This is a genomic window from Paraburkholderia sp. JHI2823 (genome assembly GCF_038900695.1).
Taxonomy (GTDB): domain Bacteria; phylum Pseudomonadota; class Gammaproteobacteria; order Burkholderiales; family Burkholderiaceae; genus Paraburkholderia; species Paraburkholderia mimosarum.
Map to the genome: position 1 here is coordinate 17405 of NZ_JAYMRY010000044.1, position 22796 is coordinate 40200.

26 protein-coding genes are annotated in these 22796 nt (G+C 62.2%); 11 read left to right on the forward strand and 15 right to left on the reverse strand.

What is annotated here, in order from left to right; all coding sequences use genetic code 11:
• Window positions 1-18: 18 nt before the first annotated feature.
• The 3 genes from VSR34_RS31605 to VSR34_RS31615 all read left to right on the forward strand — a co-directional run bounded on the left by VSR34_RS31605 (window position 19) and on the right by VSR34_RS31615 (window position 2208).
• On the forward strand, window positions 19-1038 hold the full coding sequence (locus VSR34_RS31605; RefSeq protein ID WP_051381500.1) for a ribose ABC transporter: 1020 nt from the start codon (window positions 19-21) through the stop codon (window positions 1036-1038).
• A 2-nt stretch (window positions 1039-1040) separates the two neighbouring features.
• On the forward strand, window positions 1041-1811 hold the full coding sequence (locus VSR34_RS31610; RefSeq protein ID WP_028215000.1) for an ATP-binding cassette domain-containing protein: 771 nt from the start codon (window positions 1041-1043) through the stop codon (window positions 1809-1811).
• Between the two features lie 82 nt (window positions 1812-1893).
• On the forward strand, window positions 1894-2208 hold the full coding sequence (locus VSR34_RS31615; protein ID WP_244145419.1) for an L-rhamnose mutarotase: 315 nt from the start codon (window positions 1894-1896) through the stop codon (window positions 2206-2208).
• Between the two features lie 363 nt (window positions 2209-2571).
• On the opposite strand, the gene VSR34_RS31620 is transcribed toward VSR34_RS31615, so the two are convergent.
• Window positions 2572-3075, reverse strand: coding sequence for a hypothetical protein (locus tag VSR34_RS31620; protein WP_028232093.1), 504 nt, complete (start codon window positions 3073-3075; stop codon window positions 2572-2574).
• A 306-nt stretch (window positions 3076-3381) separates the two neighbouring features.
• The gene (locus VSR34_RS31625) at window positions 3382-4107 is read right to left on the reverse strand and encodes a hypothetical protein (RefSeq protein WP_042291322.1); all 726 of its coding nucleotides are present in this window, start codon (window positions 4105-4107) and stop codon (window positions 3382-3384) included.
• 451 nt (window positions 4108-4558) lie between these two features.
• Here VSR34_RS31625 and VSR34_RS31630 point away from each other — a divergent pair, with 451 nt between their 5' ends.
• Window positions 4559-5020 (forward strand): YsnF/AvaK domain-containing protein, encoded by a 462-nt coding sequence (locus VSR34_RS31630; RefSeq protein WP_028215003.1) that lies wholly within the window; start codon window positions 4559-4561, stop codon window positions 5018-5020.
• 88 nt (window positions 5021-5108) lie between these two features.
• Window positions 5109-5987, forward strand: a complete 879-nt coding sequence (locus VSR34_RS31635) for a YsnF/AvaK domain-containing protein (RefSeq protein WP_342964467.1) — start codon at window positions 5109-5111, stop codon at window positions 5985-5987.
• A gap of 762 nt (window positions 5988-6749) precedes the next feature.
• Here the strand turns inward: VSR34_RS31635 and VSR34_RS31640 are convergent.
• The 4 genes from VSR34_RS31640 to VSR34_RS31655 form a co-directional block, all read right to left on the reverse strand.
• Entirely contained in the window at window positions 6750-8462 is a 1713-nt protein-coding gene (locus VSR34_RS31640) for a thiamine pyrophosphate-binding protein (protein ID WP_342964468.1), read from the reverse strand.
• A 364-nt stretch (window positions 8463-8826) separates the two neighbouring features.
• The gene (locus tag VSR34_RS31645) at window positions 8827-10539 is read right to left on the reverse strand and encodes a methyl-accepting chemotaxis protein (protein WP_342964469.1); all 1713 of its coding nucleotides are present in this window, start codon (window positions 10537-10539) and stop codon (window positions 8827-8829) included.
• Between the two features lie 487 nt (window positions 10540-11026).
• Entirely contained in the window at window positions 11027-11401 is a 375-nt protein-coding gene (locus tag VSR34_RS31650; protein ID WP_028232090.1) for a BON domain-containing protein, read from the reverse strand.
• 93 nt (window positions 11402-11494) lie between these two features.
• A complete protein-coding gene (locus VSR34_RS31655) occupies window positions 11495-11923 on the reverse strand; it encodes a hypothetical protein (protein ID WP_342964470.1) in 429 nt (142 codons plus the stop codon).
• A 224-nt stretch (window positions 11924-12147) separates the two neighbouring features.
• On the opposite strand from VSR34_RS31655, the gene VSR34_RS31660 reads away from it, so the two are divergent.
• Window positions 12148-12999, forward strand: coding sequence for an AraC family transcriptional regulator (locus VSR34_RS31660; RefSeq protein ID WP_028214429.1), 852 nt, complete (start codon window positions 12148-12150; stop codon window positions 12997-12999).
• Window positions 13000-13055: 56 nt separating this feature from the next.
• Here the strand turns inward: VSR34_RS31660 and VSR34_RS31665 are convergent, their stop codons facing one another.
• Complete coding sequence (locus tag VSR34_RS31665; RefSeq protein ID WP_342964471.1) at window positions 13056-13439, reverse strand: BON domain-containing protein; 384 nt, start codon at window positions 13437-13439, stop codon at window positions 13056-13058.
• A 371-nt stretch (window positions 13440-13810) separates the two neighbouring features.
• Here VSR34_RS31665 and VSR34_RS31670 point away from each other — a divergent pair, with 371 nt between their 5' ends.
• From VSR34_RS31670 to VSR34_RS31680, 3 genes are all read left to right on the forward strand, one after another.
• Entirely contained in the window at window positions 13811-14191 is a 381-nt protein-coding gene (locus tag VSR34_RS31670) for a cupin domain-containing protein (protein ID WP_036020775.1), read from the forward strand.
• A 90-nt stretch (window positions 14192-14281) separates the two neighbouring features.
• Complete coding sequence (locus tag VSR34_RS31675) at window positions 14282-15181, forward strand: LysR family transcriptional regulator (RefSeq protein ID WP_342964472.1); 900 nt, start codon at window positions 14282-14284, stop codon at window positions 15179-15181.
• 250 nt (window positions 15182-15431) lie between these two features.
• Window positions 15432-16142 (forward strand): SDR family oxidoreductase, encoded by a 711-nt coding sequence (locus tag VSR34_RS31680; RefSeq protein WP_342964473.1) that lies wholly within the window; start codon window positions 15432-15434, stop codon window positions 16140-16142.
• A gap of 143 nt (window positions 16143-16285) precedes the next feature.
• Here VSR34_RS31680 and VSR34_RS31685 read toward each other — a convergent pair whose 3' ends face one another.
• The 3 genes from VSR34_RS31685 to ftrA all read right to left on the reverse strand — a co-directional run bounded on the left by VSR34_RS31685 (window position 16286) and on the right by ftrA (window position 18122).
• Window positions 16286-16627 carry a carboxymuconolactone decarboxylase family protein gene (locus VSR34_RS31685; RefSeq protein ID WP_342964474.1) on the reverse strand — a complete coding sequence of 114 codons (342 nt, stop codon included), beginning with the start codon at window positions 16625-16627 and terminating at the stop codon, window positions 16286-16288.
• Window positions 16611-17054, reverse strand: coding sequence for a MerR family transcriptional regulator (locus VSR34_RS31690; protein ID WP_342964475.1), 444 nt, complete (start codon window positions 17052-17054; stop codon window positions 16611-16613). Before VSR34_RS31690 ends, VSR34_RS31685 begins: the two co-directional genes overlap by 17 nt.
• Before the next feature lie 96 nt (window positions 17055-17150).
• A complete protein-coding gene (gene ftrA, locus VSR34_RS31695) occupies window positions 17151-18122 on the reverse strand; it encodes a transcriptional regulator FtrA (RefSeq protein ID WP_342964476.1) in 972 nt (323 codons plus the stop codon).
• A gap of 100 nt (window positions 18123-18222) precedes the next feature.
• On the opposite strand from ftrA, the gene VSR34_RS31700 reads away from it, so the two are divergent.
• Window positions 18223-18627, forward strand: coding sequence for a rhodanese-like domain-containing protein (locus tag VSR34_RS31700; RefSeq protein WP_342964477.1), 405 nt, complete (start codon window positions 18223-18225; stop codon window positions 18625-18627).
• A gap of 61 nt (window positions 18628-18688) precedes the next feature.
• Here VSR34_RS31700 and VSR34_RS31705 read toward each other — a convergent pair whose 3' ends face one another.
• The 3 genes from VSR34_RS31705 to VSR34_RS31715 are packed head-to-tail and all read right to left on the reverse strand — an operon-like array spanning window position 18689 to window position 20831.
• Window positions 18689-19288, reverse strand: coding sequence for an NAD(P)-binding domain-containing protein (locus tag VSR34_RS31705; protein WP_342964478.1), 600 nt, complete (start codon window positions 19286-19288; stop codon window positions 18689-18691).
• Between the two features lie 27 nt (window positions 19289-19315).
• The gene (locus VSR34_RS31710; protein WP_342964479.1) at window positions 19316-20083 is read right to left on the reverse strand and encodes an SDR family oxidoreductase; all 768 of its coding nucleotides are present in this window, start codon (window positions 20081-20083) and stop codon (window positions 19316-19318) included.
• Between the two features lie 13 nt (window positions 20084-20096).
• Complete coding sequence (locus VSR34_RS31715; protein ID WP_028214440.1) at window positions 20097-20831, reverse strand: SDR family oxidoreductase; 735 nt, start codon at window positions 20829-20831, stop codon at window positions 20097-20099.
• Window positions 20832-20938: 107 nt separating this feature from the next.
• On the opposite strand from VSR34_RS31715, the gene VSR34_RS31720 reads away from it, so the two are divergent.
• The gene (locus VSR34_RS31720) at window positions 20939-21856 is read left to right on the forward strand and encodes a LysR family transcriptional regulator (protein WP_028232083.1); all 918 of its coding nucleotides are present in this window, start codon (window positions 20939-20941) and stop codon (window positions 21854-21856) included.
• Here the strand turns inward: VSR34_RS31720 and VSR34_RS31725 are convergent.
• Together VSR34_RS31725 and VSR34_RS31730 are read right to left on the reverse strand one after the other, a co-directional pair.
• Complete coding sequence (locus VSR34_RS31725; RefSeq protein ID WP_244884671.1) at window positions 21853-22215, reverse strand: hypothetical protein; 363 nt, start codon at window positions 22213-22215, stop codon at window positions 21853-21855. The genes VSR34_RS31720 and VSR34_RS31725 overlap by 4 nt on opposite strands.
• Window positions 22133-22762 carry a hypothetical protein gene (locus VSR34_RS31730; protein WP_342964480.1) on the reverse strand — a complete coding sequence of 210 codons (630 nt, stop codon included), beginning with the start codon at window positions 22760-22762 and terminating at the stop codon, window positions 22133-22135. Before VSR34_RS31730 ends, VSR34_RS31725 begins: the two co-directional genes overlap by 83 nt.
• Window positions 22763-22796: the final 34 nt, after the last annotated feature.

Sequence of the window (22796 nt, forward strand, 5' to 3'; positions counted from 1 at the left end):
CTATCTGGAGACATTGCAATGCAAAAGGCCTCTTTACTTTCTGGTCAGCCACGAGCGACAGGCACATCGTCCGCTCCCAGGACGATCGACTACAAGGCCCTGGTTGGCCGTTTCTGGCCCTGGCTATTCCTGGCTGTGCTCTGCCTCTTCTTTGAAATCTGGTCGCAGGTGATCCAGCAGAGGTCCTTCGTTTTCAATGCCTACAACCTGCAGTCGATAGCACTTGCGGCAAGCGCACCGATGCTTCTCGCGATTGGTCAGACGTTCGTGATCATCACTGCGGGCATCGATCTGTCTGTCGGATTCGTCATGGGCCTTGCAGCGGTGTGCGCTGCCCAGTTCACTTTGCTCGGAGGCTCATCCCCGTGGGCGCTCGGCCTCTCTGTGCCGCTGACCATTGCTGTATCAGTCATTCCAGGCGCTATTAACGGCACGCTCGTTGCGCGATATCGTGTCCCGGCATTTATTGGGACGCTTGGGATGTACGGTATTGCCCGCGGTGCCGGCTTCCTCGCTGCAGGCAGCGGCATGACTGTATCAGTGGACAACCCGGGACTGCAATGGCTCGGCTCCGGGTGGAATCCCGTAATTGTCACGGTGATCCTGCTGGCCGTCATGCACTTCATCCTTTCGCGCACCCGCTTCGGCCAATATACCTACGCGGTTGGTGGCAACGAGCAGTCTGCTGCCAGAGCAGGCATTAACGTACGTCGGCACAAGATCGTGATCTATATGCTTGCGGCAGCGTTCGCTGCAGTAGGCGGCATCGTCTATACGGCTCGATTCTCTGCCGGATCGGCCACGGCTGGCGAACCGATGCTGCTCAACTCCATTGCCGCGGTCGTAATCGGAGGCGCAAGCCTGTTTGGCGGTACCGGCAACCTGATCGGCACGTTGATCGGCGCCCTGATCATCGCTGTGATCGAGTTTGGTCTGGTATTCATCAACGTCGATGCATTCTGGCAGTTCATCGCAGTTGGCGTCGTGATCATCGTGTCGGTGCTGATCGACCAGTACAAGGAACGTCTCGGAGTCTGATTATGAACCAACCGCTACTTGAAGTGCGCAACGTATCAATCCGCTTCGGAGGCGTCGAGGCGCTCAAAAGAGTGTCGATGAAAGTCTACCCCGGCGAGGTCGTCGCATTGTGTGGTGACAACGGTGCAGGTAAGTCGACGTTGATCAAGATCATCTCGGGCGTTTATCAACCGAGTGAAGGCGAGGTGCTTTTCGACGGTCAACCTCTCGACATGCGCGACCCTCACGACGCTCGCGCGAGAGGCATTGAAACGATTTACCAGGATCTTGCGCTTGCTGACAACCTCGATGTGGGCAGCAACATCTTTCTGGGACGTGAGCCGGTGAACCGTCGCTTTGGCGTCAGTACCATCGACCGCGCGCGCATGGCTGGCGTCGCACGCGAGGTGCTGGATCAGCTCGACATCGTCATTCCGGAGAAGAAGATCCACGGTCCGGTCAAGATGCTCTCTGGCGGCCAGCGCCAGGCGATCGCAATCGGACGCGCGATTTACTGGAATGCGCGGGTGCTGATCATGGACGAGCCCACGGCTGCTTTGGGTGTGCCAGAGCAGCGAAAGGTGATGGAACTGATTCTTGGGCTGAAGAAAAAAGGTGTCTCGGTCATTCTGATCTCGCACAATCTGCTCGATATTTTCAGTGTGTCGGATCGCATCTTCGTTCTTCGACGTGGCGAGGCCGTGGGAGAAAAGCGGGTGAGTGAAACCGACGGCGAATCGGTAGTCAAGATGATGGTTGGGGACGAATACGCCGCTACGAAGGCCGCAGCCTAAGCACGACAAATATGCGCACCCGACAGATCGCCACTCGAGTACGCAAGCGAGACACGGAGAACACTCAATGCAACGAATGGGAATGGTCATCCACATCAAGCCCGAGAAGATCGACGAATACAAGGCGCTGCACGCGGCTCCGTGGCCAGCGATTGTCGAGCGGATCCGGCGTTCCAATATCACCAATTACTCGATATTTCTCAAGGAGCCGGAAAATCTTCTTTTCGGATACTGGGAATACGTCGGGGCAGACTTCGAGGCGGATATGGCCGCGATTGCGGCCGATCCAGAAACACAAAGGTGGTGGAAATTGACCGCCCCATGTCAAGTGCCCCTTGAGTCGCGAAAACAGGGCGAGCATTGGGCAATGATGGACAAAGTGTTTCACATTGACTAGGTTGCTCCGGACCTGCGGAGTCCCATATGCGCGACACAAGAATCCAGCATATCTGAACCGGGTAGCCTGGCTTCGGCGTCCCGCAGAAGTCGCCCAAGCCTCTCCGCAGTCGTCATTTTCCACTTGCCTGTCCACTGCCGGAGACCGCAGCAAAAAATCGAAAGCGGATTTGCCGAATGTCTCTTTTCGACTCTATACGGGCCCGTCGGCGCATGCCTCCCAGTGGCTCTTGTGGCTCGGTCGACTTCGGCCTCTCCGTCTTCGGCGTAATGTTCTTCGGAATGTTGTCGCCAAGGTGGCGGTCGCTTCCCATTGCCCTGCGGAAAGCCAATGAAGAGAGCGCGTCAATGATTGGGCGACCCGCTAGCACGCCGGCCGCCGCAGCATTGCGACCGCAAACAGTCCGGCGCCCAGCGCCACGTAAACGGCGGCCAGCGATTTGCCGGAAAGGTGCGCTTCGAACCCCGGCGTGAGGCGCCGCGGCACGACCTTGTAGTCGACCGCATACGCGGTCGCCGCTGTTGCTGCCGCCGCCGTTGCGGTCGCGAACGGCTGCTGCCTCTGGCGCGCGTCGGGCATGCGGTCGATCAGCGTCTCAAACAACATCCCCCAGAAGATCGCGGACACCTCGTGGATGGCAAAACCGGTCACGGTGTGGCGCAAGCTGAAGCGCTCTTGCCGGAATGCGCTGCGCGGCCACAGGCAATGGGTGACCGCATTCAATGGCGCAAATGCGGTGCTACCTTCGTTGACCGATCGCGCGGCGGCCGTGCCGGCTGCGCACAGCCCCGCCACGAGGCCCGAGGATACGGCGCGGCACGCCGTAGCACAAAGCGACTGATACCAGGTCGGGTAGCTCGAGTTCATGTGGCCTCCATCCGCGATCGATTTCTTGGCACGGCTCCGTATCGGTGCCCGGCCAATGCGAGCCGGCCAGGGCAAGCCCAATGAGGGCTTTTCACTTTTGAAGCAGCAGCATCGGGCGTTCCTCCGACGCTAGTCGCCGACTCTCATGCGACGTCGGCTTTTGACAAATCGCGCCATAAAGGCTACGGGAAGTGGCGCGAAGAACGGTCTTGTACGGGCACGGCGGTCTGTCCGTAAACAGGAATCCGAGGCGGCCCGTCTCCGCGTGTCCGTTCTACGCCGGTGCGAAACTGGCCAGAGCCCCGGCTAGCGCGCCCGTCGCCGCATCGCGTCGTCCGGCTCATCGGTGAAGCGCGCCCCCCCTGCTGCGTCCGTCGATCGTGCGGCGACGCCGCTTTCAACCGCCGGCTGGTGCCGGAACCCGAGGCCTCCTGCAACGAGTGCGATGATGGCCCCAACGACCAGTGCGGCCACGGAGAACCAGCTTGCACGGGCCACAACCCGTGCCGCGGTGTCAGCCGCCTGTCGCGCGTCTGCTTCTGCTTGCGGACTGGATGCCGCAGCTGTGGCGGATGCGATAGCGCTGCGCGCCTGTTGCGTCAGGGAAGTGACTGTGTGATCCTTCGCACCGGACTGACTCGCGGCGGCGCCTGCTGTCGCGCCGGCCGACGCCACGTTGCCCGCAACGCTGACTGCGCCGCCAATCAGTGTCGCCATTTGAAAAACAACAAAGAGAATCATGACAGCCCATGCCAGAAGGCCATGCAACCAGCCAAGTACGGGCGCGCATCGACCCGCAAAATAGGCTCCGCCGAACACCGCGGTAACGGTTGTCAGAATCAGCCAGACGCCTGACTCAACGCCGAATCCGCGGGTGGGATCTGGCTGGGACAAAGGACTGAGCAGCGATGCACCGATTGCAGTACCGAGTACGCTCATCACCAGATAAATCACGAGCGAGATAACGACGCCCGTAAACACCGCGCCCCACGAAACGCGTGGCAGTCCATCCTGCGTTGCTAGAAGTCGCATGGTCGATCTCCATATTTGCTGTGCTAAGGATTTCGCCGGGAAATCCGGCGACCGGACAACCGCAAGCGGCATTCCACGGGTTGCGTTCCGGCGGACAGCTCGAAGCGTGCGGCATAGGACCGAGCGGCTCGCTTGCGCAGTCAGGCGTCCGTACGTCGCCGAAGGGGGGCGACGCGTCACCGTGGCGCGAGGCGCTGGCCTCAAGAAGACGTCCGATTCCCGTTCTGCGGGGGCGTAAGCGCCGCACCCGGCATCAGCGTCGCGATCGCCTTTTTCTTCGCCTTCTATGGCGTCAGTACCTGCTGTCGTAGCGCGGCGCCGGGCAGTTGGTGTATTCGGCTGCAATACGATGGCAAGAAGGTCGTGTCGAGAGAACGGTTGCCGCATCAAGCGATCGACGACAACGGCATGCGCCTTGCGCCCGGAAGCGTGTTCAGTTTCGGAGACAAACATGAACTCTCCTGAGTCCACTGACCCCGAGCGAGACGCTGATGAGCCTGCGGCGCGGTCGGCCCCCGCCGATCAGGTAGCCGCCGTGCAGGAAGAGCTCGAGGTCGCGATTAGGAAGGTCGACACCGGCGGCGTACGGGTCCGGAAGGTGATTCACCAGAAGGAACAACCGCTCGGGGTGACGCTGCGGGAACAGCATGTCGAAGTGCGACGCGTGAGCATTAACCGTGCTGTGGACGAGCGCGAGCCACCGCGTCAGGAAGGCGACACACTGATCATCCCGGTCTTCGAGTATGTGCCGGTAGTAAGAATGCAATTGATGTTGAAAGAAGAGGTGCACGTGACGACTACCGAATCAGTGCAGCAGGTGGTTCGTGCCGTAACCCTAAGTGCCGAAGAACTGGTGGTCGAGCGTCGGGAAGGGCAGGACGGAGACTGGCAGGCAGAGCATAAAGATAGTTAGTGATGCCTGGAACGACTGTTGCGCAAGAGGCCGTGCATGCGCGATGACGGCATGCGCAGTCCGATATTCGAACTCTTGGAGATCTGGGATGACTCAAACTCTCGTTGCTGTTTTCGACTCGTACCTTCAGGCGCAGAACGCAAAAAGCCGGCTTGAATCCGAAGGCGTTGCACCCTCCGACATCAACGTGTATGCGCGTGACGCAGATACTGGAACAAGCGGTGGTACGGCCGCGGGTCTCGACACGTCGGCGGTAGGCGCGACGCGGGGCGCACCACACCGTCACGACCACGAGGGCGTGGTTGGCCGCATCGAACACTTCTTCAAGCGGATCTTCGGCGACGACGATCAGCCGGAGGAAACGGGTCATTACCAGGAAGCGGTACGTCGCGGGGGCGCTTTGTTATCTGTGGATGTCGCCGACGAGCTGTCGGCTGACAAGATCCGAAGCACCTTGGAAGCCGCCGGTGCTGTGGACATCGACTCGCGCGTCGCCGCCTGGCGCAACGCCGGTTACGGCGGATATGATCGTAATGCACCGCCGTACACCGACGAAGAGGTGGCAGCCGAGCGCAAGGCGTTCCCAGTGGTTGAAGAATCGCTGGAGGTTGGCAAGCGCGAAGTGAACACAGGAGGAGTGCGCGTCTATTCGCGGGTGCGGGAAACACCGGTTAGTGAGTCGGTGGATCTGCGCGAAGAGCACGCGACGGTCGAACGCAGAGCAGTGAATCGTCCCGCGACAGCGTCCGACCTGAAGGAAGGGGCTGTGGAGATTCGCGAAACTGCCGAGCAGGCGGTCGTGGCCAAGACCGCCCGAGTTGTCGAAGAGGTTGTTGTGGGTAAGGAATCAAGCCATCGCACAGAAACCATAGACGATACAGTCCGCGGTACTGAGGTCGAGGTGGAGCGCGTGGAAGGCCAACGGACGGGCACTCGCACTGATGAGACTGGCAATAAGACAGTCTGACACCGGCACCGGTTATATGGCGCGATAAGCGATGAAACGGGCGCGATGACAAGATGCGCCCGTTTTTTATTTTTTATAGCTTATACGCCGCTGGTGTTGCCTCAGAACGTCGATCTAGCTGCGGAAGCTCATAACTTTCGCTACCTTTCGGCTGGTAATGTCGATCCATTTGTACCCGAACTGATGCTGCGCGCACTGGACATGGCGTTGCTGCAGCGAAGCCATGAAGGCGTCATCCTGCACTCGGACCAGGGGAGTCAGGGCGGATTCAACCGGGCGGCGCTGCCGCGAAGCCGGTGTGCAACAGTCGATGGGGACCGCTGGCGATGCCTACGACAGGCAGAGCAATTCGCGCGTCTTGACCGATCGCTTCCCATGTTGCCACGCACGATCCCTGATTGGCAAAGTTCGAACTGAACCGGCCGTTCGAGTAGCCACCCTACGACTCAGGCGAGAGGCGGAAATTGGCCGGTTTCGCGCGGACGGTGGAGTACCGTGCAGAACTCGTCGAACTGGTGCTCTCGGCCATGTGCTGCCGGTCATCTGTCGTGCAGAGCCGCCATTCCAGCGGCTGGTCGTACTGTCGATTCCCGAGTTTGTCAGATCGAACGAAGCGCGCGGATTCACCCGTCACAGCTCGGCGCGGGCCGAATCAACGCTTTGACGCGTCACCCGCGGCGAGCACAGCAGGATCGACGAGGCGGTCGTATTCATCGCCGTCGAGGAATCCGAGCGCAATTGCGGCTGCGCGGGGTGTCACTGTCAAAAAGAGGCCGCAGCTTCGGCGTAGTAGCGATTCGGTGTGGGAAAGACCCCGGTCATCACCTCGATCAGGAACGGGCCGTCGCGTTGCGACGCCTCTTCGAGGACATCATCGAGGTCATCGAGACGCTCGACCCTGCGCGCCGTCACGCCGAGTGAGGAAGCAAACGCCGTCCAGCTATGACGAGGGAGGCGGGTGAACTGCTCGGAGATCGAACCGTTGCTGATCGCGTCGATATGGATTGCACCGTGCGCGGAGTTATTTAGTACCACGTAGATGATCTTCACGCGGTAGCGGGCCGCGGTTTGAATTTCCATTCCGTGCATCATCATGCATCCGTCACCGGTCACGACGACACAAGGACGTTCCGGGGCAGCGAGCTTGACGCCGATTCCGGCTGCGATCGCCCATCCCATCGGCGCAAGAGAACTCGACGAAAAATAGTTGCCCATACCGGATGAGAGCCAGTAGTGGGCCATGTAGATACGGTGGGCTCCCGAATCCACCACGATGTTGCTGTTCTTCGGCAGCAGCCGGCACAAGCGCTTCACTACGTCGCCGGGATAGAGCGACGGATCGTCGTCGGAAACGCGTGCCGCCAGTTGCTCGAACTGGTGGTCGTAGAGCGGGATCCGGTGGACCTCGGCAGCCCATGCCCTTCTTGTTGCCAGTGCGGCCAGGTCCACGGCGTGGGTGTCCGCGTGCTTCGCCAGCAAGCGGAAGCTCGCGCGTATTCCGGAGAAGATTCTTTGACGCTCGATGTGCCCCATCGCCGGCAGGTCGAAGCTGTCATCGAAGATGAGGAGTTCCTTTCCCTCCGTCAGCTTCCGGCTCCAGTTCATGCTGTCTCGCTGGTTAAGATCGCTACCGAACACGACGAGAACGTCGAGTTCGTCCGAATTGATGACGCGCGCCGCGCGAGAATGGCTCGAGAATCCATACACGCCCAGCGCAAGGTCGTGATCTTCCGGAAACGCTCCCTTTCCCGACAGTGTCGTTGCGACCGGCACCCGGAATTTTTCGGCGACCTCGAGAAGAACCTTTGCCGTTTCCGCATCGTTGCCGCGACTGCCAACCAGAAACGCGACCTTCTTCGACTGGAGCAGATACCGATCACACAGGGCCTCCAAAGCGGCGCGGTTCGCGGGTACTTCACACGCGTTGAATTCACCCTGATCGTAGGGTTGGCGTGCGACGTCCTGGCTGGAAAGTACATCCTGCTTCTGAATATCGACAGGAATACTCATGAACGACTGACCGCGACGCATCCAGTTCAATCCATCCGTTGCACGGCGCATCTCGGCCTGGACATTGTCCTTGTTCTTCAGTTCGATGACGTCCTTCACCAGACTGCTGACCACACCGCTTTCGAATATTCCGCCCGCCGTGGCATCCTGGAATGCCCCCTTCCCCTCCGCTCGCGACGAAATTCCTCCCGCGATATAGAGCATGGGTATCCGGTCTGCCTGGGCGGCTGCCATGCCGGGCACGAAATTCATGGTGCCCGGGCCGGAGATTCCGGCGCAAACGCCGAACTTCCGGCTCGCGCGGGCATAGCCGTCAGCCATGAAAGCACTCCCCGTCTCATGAGCGCCGACGATTCCGCGAATCGAAGGCGTATCGTCGATTGCATCCAGCAGCGGGTAGATCAGCTTTCCCGGGACAAGGAACACGTGATCGATTCCGGCGGACTCCAATGACTTCACAACCATTTTGGAAACATTGAGCGAAGCGTTTGATCCCATAGTGTTGGTTACGATCTCACGAGATACCGTTAATCGAATCTCACCGCCACCCAACTGGAATTCACACGCTGCATTCGGGATCTACACGAGGCAACCCGGCCGCAGCTCCGTGTTGTGGAGACGGCGAGACAACCTTTAGCGCGCTGCATGCCACCCGCAGTCGGGCATCGCGCTATTTCCTCGAACCCGCTCGATCTGCGGGTACGGGCGTCTCCGTCCACAATCACACGTCGCTGGCTGTTCCGAGTATCGCGGATCGCCGTCCGCTCGAAGCCTTCTGCTCTGATGCGCGGCTACGGCATCGATCGTTACATCGATCAGCCGGAACCGTTCAAAACGTCTGCCAGTCCGACGTTTCCGCTGTTGCAACGACCACCGGAATTCTGTTCGAAGACGGGGCTGGCATCTTCTCAACCTTTGCCGGCGTTGCACGAGAGGAAACGGGACGGTACGAATCCGCCGCCGGCGTTGTCGCGCGCGATGAGCTTGCCTTCTCGCCGTTGACGCTGAAAAAAGCGACGGCTTTGCGCAGGCTTTCTGCTTGCTGGGCCATCGTCTGGGCTGCCGCCGAAGCCTCTTCGACCAGTGCCGCGTTCTGCTGCGTGACCTGGTCCATCTGATTGACCGCCTGATTGACCTGCTCGATACCCGTGCTTTGCTCGCCTGACGCCGATGAAATTTCGCCCACGATGTCGGTCACGCGTTTCACCGACTGCACGATCTCCTTGATGGCGCCGCCGGCTTCTTCGACGAGCGCCGAGCCCGCTCCCACCCGGCTGACGGAGTCGGAGATCAACTCCTTGATTTCCTTCGCCGCGGTAGCGCTGCGCTGCGCGAGCGTGCGGACTTCACCCGCGACGACAGCGAAGCCGCGTCCCTGTTCGCCTGCGCGCGCGGCCTCGACTGCTGCGTTCAGCGCGAGGATGTTGGTTTGAAAAGCGATGCCCTCGATGACACCGATGATCTCGGACATTCTGGTCGAACTCGTCGAGATTTCACGCATTGTGCCGACCACGCGACCCACGATTTCGCCGCCACGTTCCGCGACGCCCGAGGCCGTACCCGCCAGCGTGGCCGCCTGCCTTGCATTGTCCGTGTTGTGGCGGACCGCGGCCGTCAGTTCTTCCATGCTGGAAGCCGTTTCTTCGAGCGACGCCGCCTGTTCCTCCGTGCGGCTCGACAGATCGAGGTTGCCTTGGGCGATCTGCGCGCTCGCAGCCGCGACGCCCTCGGCATTCTCGCGCACGTCCGACACGACCCGAATCAGCGCATCGCACATGGTTTTCAGCGATGCCATGAGGCTGTTCGTGTCGCCGGGCCGCAGGTCGATGCGAATGTTCAGGTCGCCGGCGGCCACGCTCCTGGCCACGGCAGCGGCCGTCGCCGGCTCCGAACCCAGTTGCCGCGTTACGCTGCGCATCATCCAGATGCCGATACCCAACCCGATCGACACGGACAACGCCACGAGCACCAGCATCAGATTGCGCCCTTCGTCGTATACGGCGTCGTTGGCTTGGGCGGTTGCTTGCGCGTCGCCCTGTTTGAGCGCGACCAGGTTGCCCATCAGCACGAGCGTCTTGAAACCCTTGCGGTGGTATTCGCCCAGCATGTATTCGGTCAGGCTATCGCGATCCTGTGGCCCGGAAGCATTGATCTTCCCTTTCATTTCGTTGAAGGCCTGAATGTAATCCTGCCAGCCCTGATCGAGATCCGCGAACGTAGCCTTCCCTTTGTCGGTATAGACGAGCGGCTCCGCTTGATCGAGATGTTCGCGTGCGGAAGCGAGCGCCTTGTCGGCTTGCCCCAGCGAGCCGGCGCGCTGCTCCGCAGTGGTGGCCAGAACCGCGTTGCGCAGATAGGTGCCGACCCGCAGCACGTCGGCGTTAGCCTGCTGGATCAGGTTCAGCCCGACAAGATCCTGCCGGTAGGTCTTGTCCGCATTCGCGCTGATCTGCGCCATGTTGTGCAGACCGATTCCGCTTACGATGGCGCTGATGACCGAAACCAGGATGAAAGCACTGATCAGCTTGGTGCCGAGTTTCATATTGCCGAGATTCATAGTTCGCTTTGGTGAGGATGAAAGAACCAGAACGGAAAAGCAGATTCAACACTTCTCGTTGATGAGCGCATGCAACCCATCCTTCGCTCTGAACCTCCGAAGGCGGCACCTGTTTGCAGCGACGAGCCATCGCGTAGCGCGAAACGCAGCACTGCTTGTAATCGGGTTATCGGCAATACTATTTATTTCTTCATACAAATCGCCGGGTGTCTTGCGGGTTTTTTATTACATTCGTGAAAGGGAAAAGCCGTGGCCCACAAGTCCGGCCAGAACGGGCGGATTCGTAGCGCACGCAATCGCAGAGACCGCACTCATTTGGTGCGAAAAAATACGACGGTAATGAAAAAGCCACATGACGCGGCCAACCAATCGCTCGGGAGTCCGAAATACGATCCTGGCCGCAGAGGTGTTTTCGGCGCGGGCCGCTGCAGATCCTGAATCGGCTGCGGCATCGTCGCGAACGTGGCGTCGTTTAACGGCTGTTACGCAATAGCAACTGGTTCGACACCGACCTGACTCCGCGCACGGATCTTGCCGCGTGGCCAGCCAGCGAGATTTGCCTGCGCTCGGGCACCCAGCCTGTGAGGGTAACCGTTCCCAGACGAGCCCTGACCCGAATCCCCGATGCATCCAGGTTCGGTGTGCGCCAGAGGGCGCTGCGGACATCGCGAGTCACCGCACTGTCGGGCCTGTTCTGGAGGCGCGACGTCGAGTAGGCCACCGTTTGCGCCGTCGCCCCGGCCCATGTGTTCATGCTCGTTTGGGCGTTCGCATGGTTCGAGCCACTACTTATGACGATCATCGCCAGGATCGCGCCGATCTTGCAGTTCGCAGCGTTCACATTCATGCTCCGTGGCAACCCTGTTTTGGCGCGGAAAATGGCGGTTCGACGGTGCCGAGCCGCCAAGGCGAAGACTGCATCCGCACGTGGGATCGACCGTCAGCGCTTCGCGGAGTCGTCGCTGGGCATGTCTTTGTGAACCACCTCGACGTCGATGGTCCGGCCGTCGTCACCGAACGCACGGGCCTCCCGACGCAGGGCGCGCAGCTTCCACCAAACATAGCCGGCGACGACCGTACCCAGCCCGAACAGCACGGCGAGCAGCACGATCGAAAGCATCGCGGCTGCCACGAGCGCGATCACGCCCACAGCCGCAGCCAGCAATCGCCCGAACCATCCGGCGCCGCCCATCCTGATCCCCCTCTCGTACGTCACCCGCCGCGGCGGCGGTCTGCCGTTCTCCATCGTTTGCCTCCGTGCCGCCGTGCGGCGAATAACGGCAGGCGGTCGCCACTCGCCGATTGCTGAAGGTGACCCGCCGATGTGCCGGGCATCGAGGACGGCCCCGCGCATGATCGCCTCTTCCATGCGTTCGCTCACTGGCCCGGCCTGTCTACCGAAGAATTTCGCTAACGTGATGCTAGCACTTGCAGTCGCTTTGCCACTCGGGCAGAACGACGTTCAGCGCCCGCAAGCGATTGCATCGGCCATATCGCCCCACGCGATGCCGGCGGGCGCGACGCGGCTGTGCCACAATCCCGGAGCCGCCGCAGCCGGCTCCTGCCGCGCGGCGCCGCACCGAGTCCACTGCCATGAATCCGATCGATCCCCAGCACCGCAACGACTGGCTGCTGCGAGCCGAACCCGTTGAAGGCGTCGAACGAATCGAAGCCTTCTTCCAGGGCAAGGCGTATGCGATGCATCGCCACGACACCTATGCGATCGGCCGCACGCTGGCCGGCGTCCAGAGCTTCAATTACCGGCGCAGCACGACCCACAGCCTGCCCGGCCAGACGATGGTGCTGCACCCCGACGAGCCGCACGACGGCCACGCGGGAACCGGCGAAGGTTTTCGCTACCGCATGATCTATGTGCAGCCCGCGTTGTTCCAGGAGGTGCTGGGCGGGCGCGCGCTCCCGTTCATCGAGGGCGGCGTGACGGGTGACCCGCGTCTGTGGGCGGCAACCGATGCGCTGTTGCAGCAGATCTCGCAAGGCCTCGATCCTTTCGAGCAGGGCGACGCGCTCGCGGAACTGGCGCACGCGCTCGCCGCGGTCGCGGGCACGGCGCCGGCGCGCTCGACAGGGGACTTCGCAAGCGTGCGACGCGCCCGCGAGTACCTCGACGCGCAATGCCATCAAGCGGTCTCGCTCGAATCGCTCGAGCTTGCCGTGGGACGCGACCGCTGGAGCCTGTCGCGCGACTTTCGCGTGTTCTACGGCACGAGCCCCTATCGCTACCTGACACAGCGGCGGCTCGACGCCGCGCGCGCGATGATGCTGCGCGGCGTGGCGCTCGCCCAGGTCGCGGCCAGCGCGGGGTTCACCGACCAGAGCCATATGACGCGCCACTTCACGAAGACCTTCGGCATCGCGCCCGCACGCTGGCTGCGCATCCTGAACGGCGCGCGCGCCACCGGGATCCTTCGAAACACGGCGGCTTGATCCTGCGCCTCGCGCGAGCGCCGTGAATCCTGTTTGCCATCAGCGAGCCCGCTCGCTCAAGGCCCGCTGCCCCGACTCGTTCGCAGCGTGAGTTTGTTCGACACTTCCGTGACTCCGCGGACCGACTGTGCTGCGTCGCCGGCCCGCTGAATTTGCGATTCACGCGGCACCGATCCCGTCAACGTCACGACGCCGTCGCGTGCCGTGACGTGAATGTTCGACGAATTGAGCCCGGTCGTGCGCGTGAAGGCCCGGCGGACATCACGCACCAGCGCACTATCCGGGCGACTCGCCTGCGAAGCCGCCGCGGCCGGCTCGGCCTGCGCGGATGCAGCGTCAGACGCACCGGTGCCGGTTTGTGCGTTCACGAACGTCGCGCAGACAGCGATGCCCCCCACCAACATCGCGGCGATCCAATTTTTCATATCGTTTGCATTCATGCTTGCGCTCCTGTGACGGCTTTGGCAACAACCGTTCCACGCATTCGCGCCGACGTGAATCGTTCATGCGGCACGCTTCCCGCGTGGGGCACATCCATCCTGGCGGAAAATGCGCGGTCGCGGATTTTGAGTGGCCGTTCGCAAGGCCGGCGGGACCGTGTCCGAACGCCAACTGCGAATCGGCGCGCCATCACGATCGTTCAAGACGCGCGCGGCCTCTGCGCGTAGCCTCGGGTTGGTCGCAGTCCTCCATGGCGTCGCGCGTGCTACCCGCTTGGCGCAGCATCGTTGGCCATGGGGGTGAATCTGTGGCCGTAGATGATGCACGTCGACTATGGCGCGCGAACTAACCTGTGGAGAAGGGTGCAGCGATGAATCCATTTGCCGAATCATTCAATCTCGAAGCCGCATTCAGCGACGTGAACGAATATTGGTCACCGAAAGTCGTGGCCCAAGTCAACGATCAATACGTAAAGATCGCGAAAGTGCGCGGCCAGTTCGTGTGGCACGATCATGCGCACGAAGATGAATTGTTCTTCGTCGTTCGCGGCCATCTGAAAATCGAATACGAACACGGTCGTGCGGTCGAATTGCCGGCAGGTTCGATGCACGTGGTGCCTCGCGGCACGCTGCACAACCCGGTGGCCCAGGACGAATGCTGGATCGTGCTGATCGAGCCGGTGCAGACGAAGCATACGGGCGACATCGAGTCGCCGATGGCGAAAACGGTCGAGGAGCAGTTGCGTCGCTAACGACGTACCGCATCTAAGCGTTACGCGCTTGCATTTACCAGGAGAATCGCCCACGATCGAGATTCATTCTTCCACTATCCGGCAGGGTCCATGAACCGCCTGGAAGCCATGGCCATCCTCGTTTCGGTAGCCGATGCGGGCAGTCTCTCGGCTGCCGCACGGCGCCTCGACATGCCGCTCGCAACGGTCAGCCGCAAAGTGGGAGAACTGGAATCACACCTCAAGACGCGCCTCTTTCACCGCACGACCCGAAGACTTTCATTGACGGAGGCCGGGAGTGCTTACGTGGCCGCCTGCCGGCGCATTCTCGAAGACATCGGCGAAGCCGAGCGCGCCGCAACGGGCGAATACGCCGCGCCCAGGGGAGAACTCGTGGTCACCGCGCCTATCGCGTTTGGCCGCTTGCATGCGGTGCCGGTGATCGCGGAGTTTCTCGCGCACTATCCCGAGATCGACATCAATCTCGTGCTTACCGATCGTGTAGTTCACCTGATGGATGAGCACGCGGACGTCGCGATCCGCATTGGCGAGTTGCCCGATAGCACGCTGGTCGCGACGCGAGTCGGCGCGGTCCGCCGGGTCATCTGCGCAAGCCCCGCCTATCTCGCGGCGCATGGCACCCCCGCCGTCCCCGCGGATGTCGCCGGTCACCCGTGCATTACCTTCGAGGCCCTGGCGTCCGTGCGCGCGTGGTCTTTCGGCTCCGGGAAGTCGGCGCAGTCCGTGCCGGTTCATTCGCGACTCGCCGTCAATACGGCGGACGCCGCCATCAACGCCGCGATTCTCGGCGTGGGGCTGATACGTGTGCTCTCCTACCAGGTTGCGGACGCCGTGCGTGCCAACGAGCTTCGCGTCGTGCTCGACGCATTCGAAGCGGCGCCGCTGCCCGTCAGTCTCGTGCATGCCGGACAAGCGCCCCTGCCGTTGAAGCTGCGCGCGTTTCTCGATTACATGTCGCCACGGCTCAAGGCGCGCATGGCCGCCATTTGAATTCCCCTCGTCATCGACGGCCAATATCGAGCGTTTCGTGCGCACCGCGCACGCAGGCAACGGAGCTTCGATCCCCGAACTGGCGCTCTTCTGACTTCCAGGCGTCATGGCGCTCGACTTGTTCCCTCGCGTCACAACTGTTTGTCCGCGCCTGGTATTCAAAACCGGAGCGCGGATGCGTAGATTGACCGTCATCGGTGCAGCAAGCAGCCCGATCAGATCGCAGGTCCAACTTACTTCGAGGTTCGATATGAGCAACTCATCCAAAGTCGTCGTCGTCACGGGCGCATCGCAAGGCATCGGCGCGGAAACTGCCAGGGCATTCCGCACACTGGGCTACAACGTGGTCGCGACGTCGCGCAACATCAAGCAAAGCGACGATGAAAATCTCGTGGCCGTGGCCGGCGACATCGCCGACCCGGCCACGGCTCGCCGTGTGATCGAGACGGCTGTGTCGCGCTTTGGCCGCGTCGATACTCTCGTCAACAACGCTGGCATCTTCGTGGCAAAGCCGTTCACGCAATACACGGCGGAAGACTACGCCACGATCACGGGCATCAATCTCGGCGGTTTCTTCCATATCACGCAGCTCGCCATTGCCGAGATGGAAAAGCAGCAGAGCGGACACGTCGTCACGATCACGACGACGCTCGTCGATCACGCGATCGACGGCGTGCCGTCGGTGCTGGCCTCGCTGACCAAGGGCGGTCTCGCGGCCGCAACGCGCTCGCTTGCCATCGAGTACGCAAAGCGCGGCATTCGTGCCAATGCGGTTTCTCCCGGCATCATCAAGTCGCCGATGCACGCGCCCGAAACCCATGCGGCGCTTGGCGCGCTGCATCCGATGGGCCACATGGGCGAGATGAGCGATATCGTGAACGCCATCCTCTACCTCGATTCGGCCCCGTTCGTGACGGGCGAGATCCTCCACGTGGACGGCGGCCAGATCGCCGGGCACTGAGGCGCATTGCACCGCACCGAGCCGATACGGAGCGCCGGGCGCTGGCGCTCCTCCCAATCGTCGCCTCACGCGTGACCTCAATAGTGACAGCAGGCGTTTTGCGTTTCCTGATGGAGGGCACGTATCTGCCGCGCGCCCAGGCTTCAGGACTCGCGGGCGAACACCTCGCGCGCCGCGAACAGGCCGTTGAGCGCAGCGGGAAATCCCGCGTACAGGGCCATCTGCATGATCGTCTCGACGATCTCCTCGCGCGTGAGCCCCACATTCAGGCCTGCGGCAAGATGCACCTTGAGCTGCGGCTGCGCGTGGCCAATGGCCGTGAGCGCCGCGATGGTGGCGATTTCGCGCGAGCGCAAGTCGAGGCCGGGCCTCGCGTAGATGTCGCCAAAGCCAAACTCGAGCAAATACTGGGCGAAATCCGGCGCAATGTCGGCAAGCGACTGAATCACGTTCTCGCCGGCGCGGCCGTCAATCGCCGACAACATGCGCCGGCCTCTTGCGAGGCGGCTTTCCTGCTGGGCGGCGCTGGCCGCTTTCGTCGTTTCGTGCATTCTCGTTCCTTTGCATGGCGTGGACATAACCTTCGATCTTTTTGTCGAGGACGAGAAGACACGCCTCCAGTTCGGCCACTTGCGCACGCACCGCGTCGCGATGCGCAGCCAGCAATTCGCCACGCTCGCGCTCGGTTGCCGGGCCCGCCGCGCGCAGTTGCGCGTAGCGCAGCATGCCCTGGATCGGCATGCCCGTGGTTTTCAGGCGTCCCAGGAAACCGATCCAGTCGAGCACCGAGCGGTCGTAGGCGCGCTGGCCCGTCTCGTCGCGCAAGGCATAGGGAATCAGCCCGATGCGCTCGTAATAGCGGATCGTGTGGGCCGAAAGGCCCGTGAGCGCGGCCAGTTCGCCAATCTTCATGCGCTTCTCCTCATCGACGTGAAGGATGTTGAGACTTCGAGTGCACTCCAGGTCAAGCTTTTTTTTCGACCCGCGGTGCGATCCGCAGGCCGCTCCTCAACCGTCGCTGCTGCCGAACTTCGCCCGATACGCCGTTGGGCTGGTGAGTGCAATCCGCCTGAAGTGCCGCCGCATCGATTCCTCGGACCCAAAGCCCGCAAGCTCGGCCACACGTGCGATGGTAAGGCGCGGCCGAGACTCCAGCAGATCGCGCGCCACGGCCACGCGTTCGCGCAGGACCCATTCATACGGCCCCATGCCGGTCGCCTCGCGAAACTGGCGTTGCAGCGTGCGTGGACTCATCGCCGCCCTGGCCGCCAGCGATTCGATACTGTGCGCGCGGCGCGGATTCGCGCGCACCCAATCCATCAGCCGCGCGAGGCGGCTGGCTTCGTCGCGCGGCATGGGACGCGGCACGAATTGCGCCTGACCACCCTCTCGATGCGGCGCAACCACGAGCCGCTGCGCCACGCGGTTGGCCACCGCGCCCCCATGATCGCGCCGCACGAGGTGCAGCAGCATATCGAGCCCGGCGGCGGACCCCGCCGAAGTCAGAATCTGCCCCTCATCGACATAGAGCGCGTACGGCTCAACGCGAACGTCTGGATAGCGCTGTTGCAAGCGCTCCGCATAGCGCCAGTGGGTCGTTGCACGCTTGCCGTCAAGCACGCCCGCAGCCGCGAGCACGAATACGCCAGAACAGATCGAGCACAGACGCGCCCCGCGCGCGTAAGCGGCGCGCAGCTTCCTGAGCAGCGGCGCGGGCGGGCTCTCGTCCGGATCGCGCCAGCCCGGTATGACGATGGTTTGCGCCCGGTCGAGCATGGCGAGCGTATAGGGCGCTTGCAGCGTGATTCCACCCGCTGCCCGCAGGGGTCCCCGCTCCGCTGCGCACACCGCGAAGCGATACCAGTCGACGCCCAGTTCCGGCCGCTCGAGTGCGAAGAACTCCGTCACGCAGCCGAATTCAAAGGTGCAAAGCTTGTCGTAGGCAAGCGCCGCAACTAGATGTGTGGTCGATTCGTTCATGGCGCGATGTTACCGGATATTGGCAATCGCGCCGGTGGCATGGCGTGCGGCATGCCTCGCACAATAAGGACTCTGTTAAACGACACTCAGGAGCCAGATCATGTCGCCGGTATTCACCGTTCCCGCTGCCGAAAGCACCGATGCACTCGCGCATTTCACCGCATCGCTGCACTTCGAAACCGACTGCGCCGACGTCCATTCCGCAATCACAGGCTCTGAGCCCGCGGACTTCGTGCTACTCGACGTACGCAGTCCTGCGCTTTATGCGAGCGGCCACCTGCCGGGCGCAGTCAACCTGCCACATGGCAAGATCGTTGCATCGAAACTCGCCGCTTATCCCGCCGAGACGTTATTCGTGACGTACTGTGCCGGGCCGCATTGCAATGGCGCGACGCGCGGTGCGATTCGCCTCGCGCAGCTCGGGAGACCCGTAAAGTTGATGATCGGCGGCATAACGGGCTGGCTCGACGAAGGCTTCGAGCTCGCCATCGAAGAACCCGCATAAACACCGCCCGCGCGCGTTTGGTACGCTTCGCGCCACCCAGCCGCACCGCGAACACTACCATTCATCGGTCGAATGCGATCAAGTCCTTGAAGATCAGGTGACCCCAGCTTTTCCCGCGCGCATGCACGAGGAGTCCGCCTTCAGAAAGCCTGCCGAGTTGGATGTGCGCGAAACCGAGCTTTTCCGCAAGCGCACCAATCTCCGCTGCAGCGTCGTCATCGTCGCTCGCCAGGAACACCACCCTCCTGCCACCGTGTACGGCCGGGTCCTGGCCAAGGACGGCAGCGACCAGATGGTTGAAGCCTTTCACCACTCTGGCTCCGGTGAACACCTTCGCGATGAAAGCAGAGGACGGGCGACCGCCCAGTTGCTCAAGCGGGGCCTGCGTGTTCATCGCGTCGATGACGGTCTTCCCCTTCCAGTTGGGCAGTGCTTTTGCGACCTCCGGGTGCGACTCGAAACGGACTGCCAAAAAGATGATGTCCGCCTTGACGGCTTCCGCCAGGGTTTTGGGAATGATCGTAGGTCCGATCGCGGCCGCATCGGCTGCAAAGCTCTCGGGGTCGCGCGTAGTTGCAACGGCCACCTCGATGCCGTTGCGGGCGAACGCCTTGGCAAGCGCGTGGCCGATCTTGCCGAAGCCAACGATGGCGTAGTTCATAGGTTTCTCCTTCGTTTCCCGGCGCGGTCAGAGCTTGTAACCGCCGCTCGCTTCAATCGTTTGGCCGGTCACCCAATGGCCTTCATCGGAGGCCAGGAACGCCACGACGGCGGCGATTTCCGAAGGCTCGCCAAAGCGGCCCAGTGCGATTTGGGCCTCGGCCGCCTTGACGAGTTCGGGATTCTGCCGAAAATCGGCGTTCGCATCCGTCCGCGTGAATCCGGGCGCTACGGCGTTCGCGGTGATGCCACGCGGCCCCAGCTCGATTGCGAGCGTATGGGTCAGGGTGTTGATGGCCGCTTTCGCCATCGAGTAGACGGGCGCCGCCGTCACGGGCTTCGTGGCGGCAGCGGAAGAGATGTTGATGATGCGTCCACCATCGGCGAGACGATCGAGAGCGGCCTGAATGATGAAGAAGGGCGCGCGGGCGTAGACGGCCATCAGGGTGTCCCAACTCTCCGGCGTCGCGTCCTTAAAGCCAACCCAGCCGGAATTGCCAGCGTTGTTGACCAGAATGTCGAGGGCTTTGCTTCCGTTGCGCTTGGTGAACTCGTCGTCGAGTCTCTCGAACAAGGCCGGGACGGTCACCGGATCAACGAGATCCGCATGGAGCGCGAACGCGGTGCCTCCCGCTTTCTCGATCGCCGCGATCGCCTCCTGGGCGCTGGATTTGCTGGCGTTGTACGTTAGCGCGACAGTCGCACCGTCCTTTGCAAGACGTTCGGCGATGGCGCGGCCAATGCCCCGTGATGCCCCGGTAACGAGCGCTGTTTTGCCCTGTAGCGATTGTGTCATTTGATCTTTCTCCTCAGAGTTGTGCCAGGCCACCGTCAACGGCGACCTCGCTGGCGGTCATGAAGCTGCTGTCCGACGACGCGAGAAAGGCGGCGACCGCCCCGATCTCCGCCGGATCGGCCATACGCTGAAGCGGCGTCATCGCACCGTAGGCCTTCTGGCCCTCTTCGCCCAGCGCCTCCCTGGCTAGTTCGGTCGCCGTCGCCCCGGGCGACAGCACGTTGACCCGGATGCCGGTGCCCTTCAGGTCCTCCGCCCAGGTCCGGGCGAGGTTGCGCACCGCTGCCTTGCTCGCGCTGTAGGCCGAGAATCCAGGGGCTCCCGTGGTGCCGGCGCTCGATCCGGTCAGGATGATCGATCCGCCTCTTCCCATCAGCGGCAGCGCCTGCTGGACCGTAAAGATCGTCCCCTTCACATTGGTGTCGAAGGTGTCATCAATGTGCGCAGCGGTGATCTGGCCGAGAGGAAGCGGGCTTCCCGTCCCAGCATTGGCGAAGACGATGTCGAGGCTTCCGCGCTCGGCCTTGACCGCCGTGTAGAGCCGGTCGAGGTCGGCCAGGTTGGAGACAGAGCCGTTCACTGCGCGGGCGTTCGGCCCGAGGTCGGCCATAGCGGCGTCGAGCGATTTCTGCCGGCGGCCGAAGATGAAGACGAAGGCGCCCTCCTCGATGAAACGCCTGGCGGCGGCGCGGCCGATACCCGTGCCGCCACCTGTGATCACGGCGGTCTTTCCATTGAGTCTGTTCATGGCATGCATCCTTCGAAACAAAAGTCGACAAGGAAGATTGTGGATCTCTTGATTCATGAAGCCAATTGACGAAAGATGTATGTCTGCGATCTACTCTTTAGATACCTATGCTCGACAACGTCACCATCAATCAACTGCGGGCCTTCGTCGCCGTGTGTGACCAAGGAAGCTTTTCCGGGGCTGCACGGGAGCTGAGGCGCGCACAGTCGGCGATCAGTCACGCGATCAACGCGCTCGAGAGTGCCTTCGATGTAGTGCTGTTCGAGCGCAACACGCGCAAAGCGACGCTTACGGCCGCGGGCCGCAGCCTCCTGCCCGATGCTCGTGGGGTGATTTCGCGCACCGAGGAAATGAAGATGCGCGCGGTTTCGATTGCTGAAGCCGGGGTCCCACAGGTCTCGATTGCCGTGGATACCTACTTTCCGCGTGCGCACCTCATCGAATGCCTGCGCACCCTGCAGGCGGACTTTCCGACGGTGGCAATCAATCTGCGCATGACGACCATGCAGGGCGGCGAGCGTCTGGTGATCGAAGGCACGTGTGCGTTGGCGGTGACGATCACGGACGTGTCTGAGTTGAGCCCAGCCACCATGGAAAGGCAGCATTTATGTGACGCCCACATGGTGACCGTCTGTGCGCCATCGCATCCGCTGGCCGCAATCGCGGGGCAGATCCCGCGGGAAGAATTTGGCCGGCACATCCAGCTCGTCGTAACCGACAATCAGCCCGATGCCGAAAAGACGCAACAGGGGGTCGCCAGCGAGCGCCAGTGGTGGGTGAATGACCTCGGCGCGAAGCATGATCTGCTCAGGGGGGGCTTGTGCTGGGGGCACATGCCGCGCCATATGGTTGAGGAAGATCTCGCGAAGGGAACTCTTGTCGAACTCCAACGGCGCGCATGGCACATGCGCCCCCTCACGTTCATGATCTCGCACCGGCGCGGGTACTCGTTTTCAGAATGCGAGACACGGCTGGTCGAGCTCCTTGGCAATCGTCACCCTGGGCGCGCCCACAGTGATGATTAACTCATGGTGGCAAACGCGCCGGGCGTGAAGTCGGCAATCTGCTCGACGCGATTTTGCCGTACCTTCTCGAGCCAGGCGGGGTCCTGCAGCAACGGGCGTCCGACCGCCACCAGATCGAACTCGTCGCGCTCCAGCCGCTTGAGCAGTTCGTCGAGCGGCGTCCGTTGCGCGATCTTGCCCCCGAAGGATTCGTAGACGTCACCCGACAGACCGACAGCGCCGACGGTTATCGCGGTGACACCTGTGAGCTTCTTTGCCCAGCCGGCAAGGTTCAGTTCACCATCGATCTCGGGGAAGGCCGGCTGCCAGAATTTTGGCTGCGAGAGATGGAAAGCGTCCGCGCCCGCTTCGACGAGCACGGCAAGCCACTGTTCCAGCGCCTTCGGCGTTTCTGCAAGTCGGGCACTGAAGTCTTTTGAGCCGCTCGGCATCCGACGCTGCGCGCGCGAAGGCGTCGATGGCATGAGCCACATCAGCGTCACTCATCGGCTGACTGATGCGCTCGCCCACCACGGAAATTCCCGAGGGGCTTTCGTAAGGTGCGGATGGTTTCCAAAACGGGATGAGGTTAGAGAGCTTGTGTCCCACATGAACCAACTGCGGCACGATGCGCCCACCTGCCCCGTGCACCTCGTCCACTACGTTCTTCCAGCGCGCGAGCGCCGCTTCGCCATGAAAGCGCGGCATATCAGGCTCGTTCAGCGCAGCCGGACGGTCGATCCCGGCCGCCTCTGTAATGATGAGACCGACGCCATTCTCGGCGCGGCGCCGATAGTAGCTGGCGACCTCCGCGGTCGGCACACCGCCCGGAGACCTGGAGCGTGTCATCGGCGCCATGACGATGCGATTCGCCAGGCTGAGGCCGTTCAGCTTGCAGGAACTGAAAAGGACGTCGAGATTGGGCATGGCATGTCTTCGTGGTGCACGAGATCGGGATGGG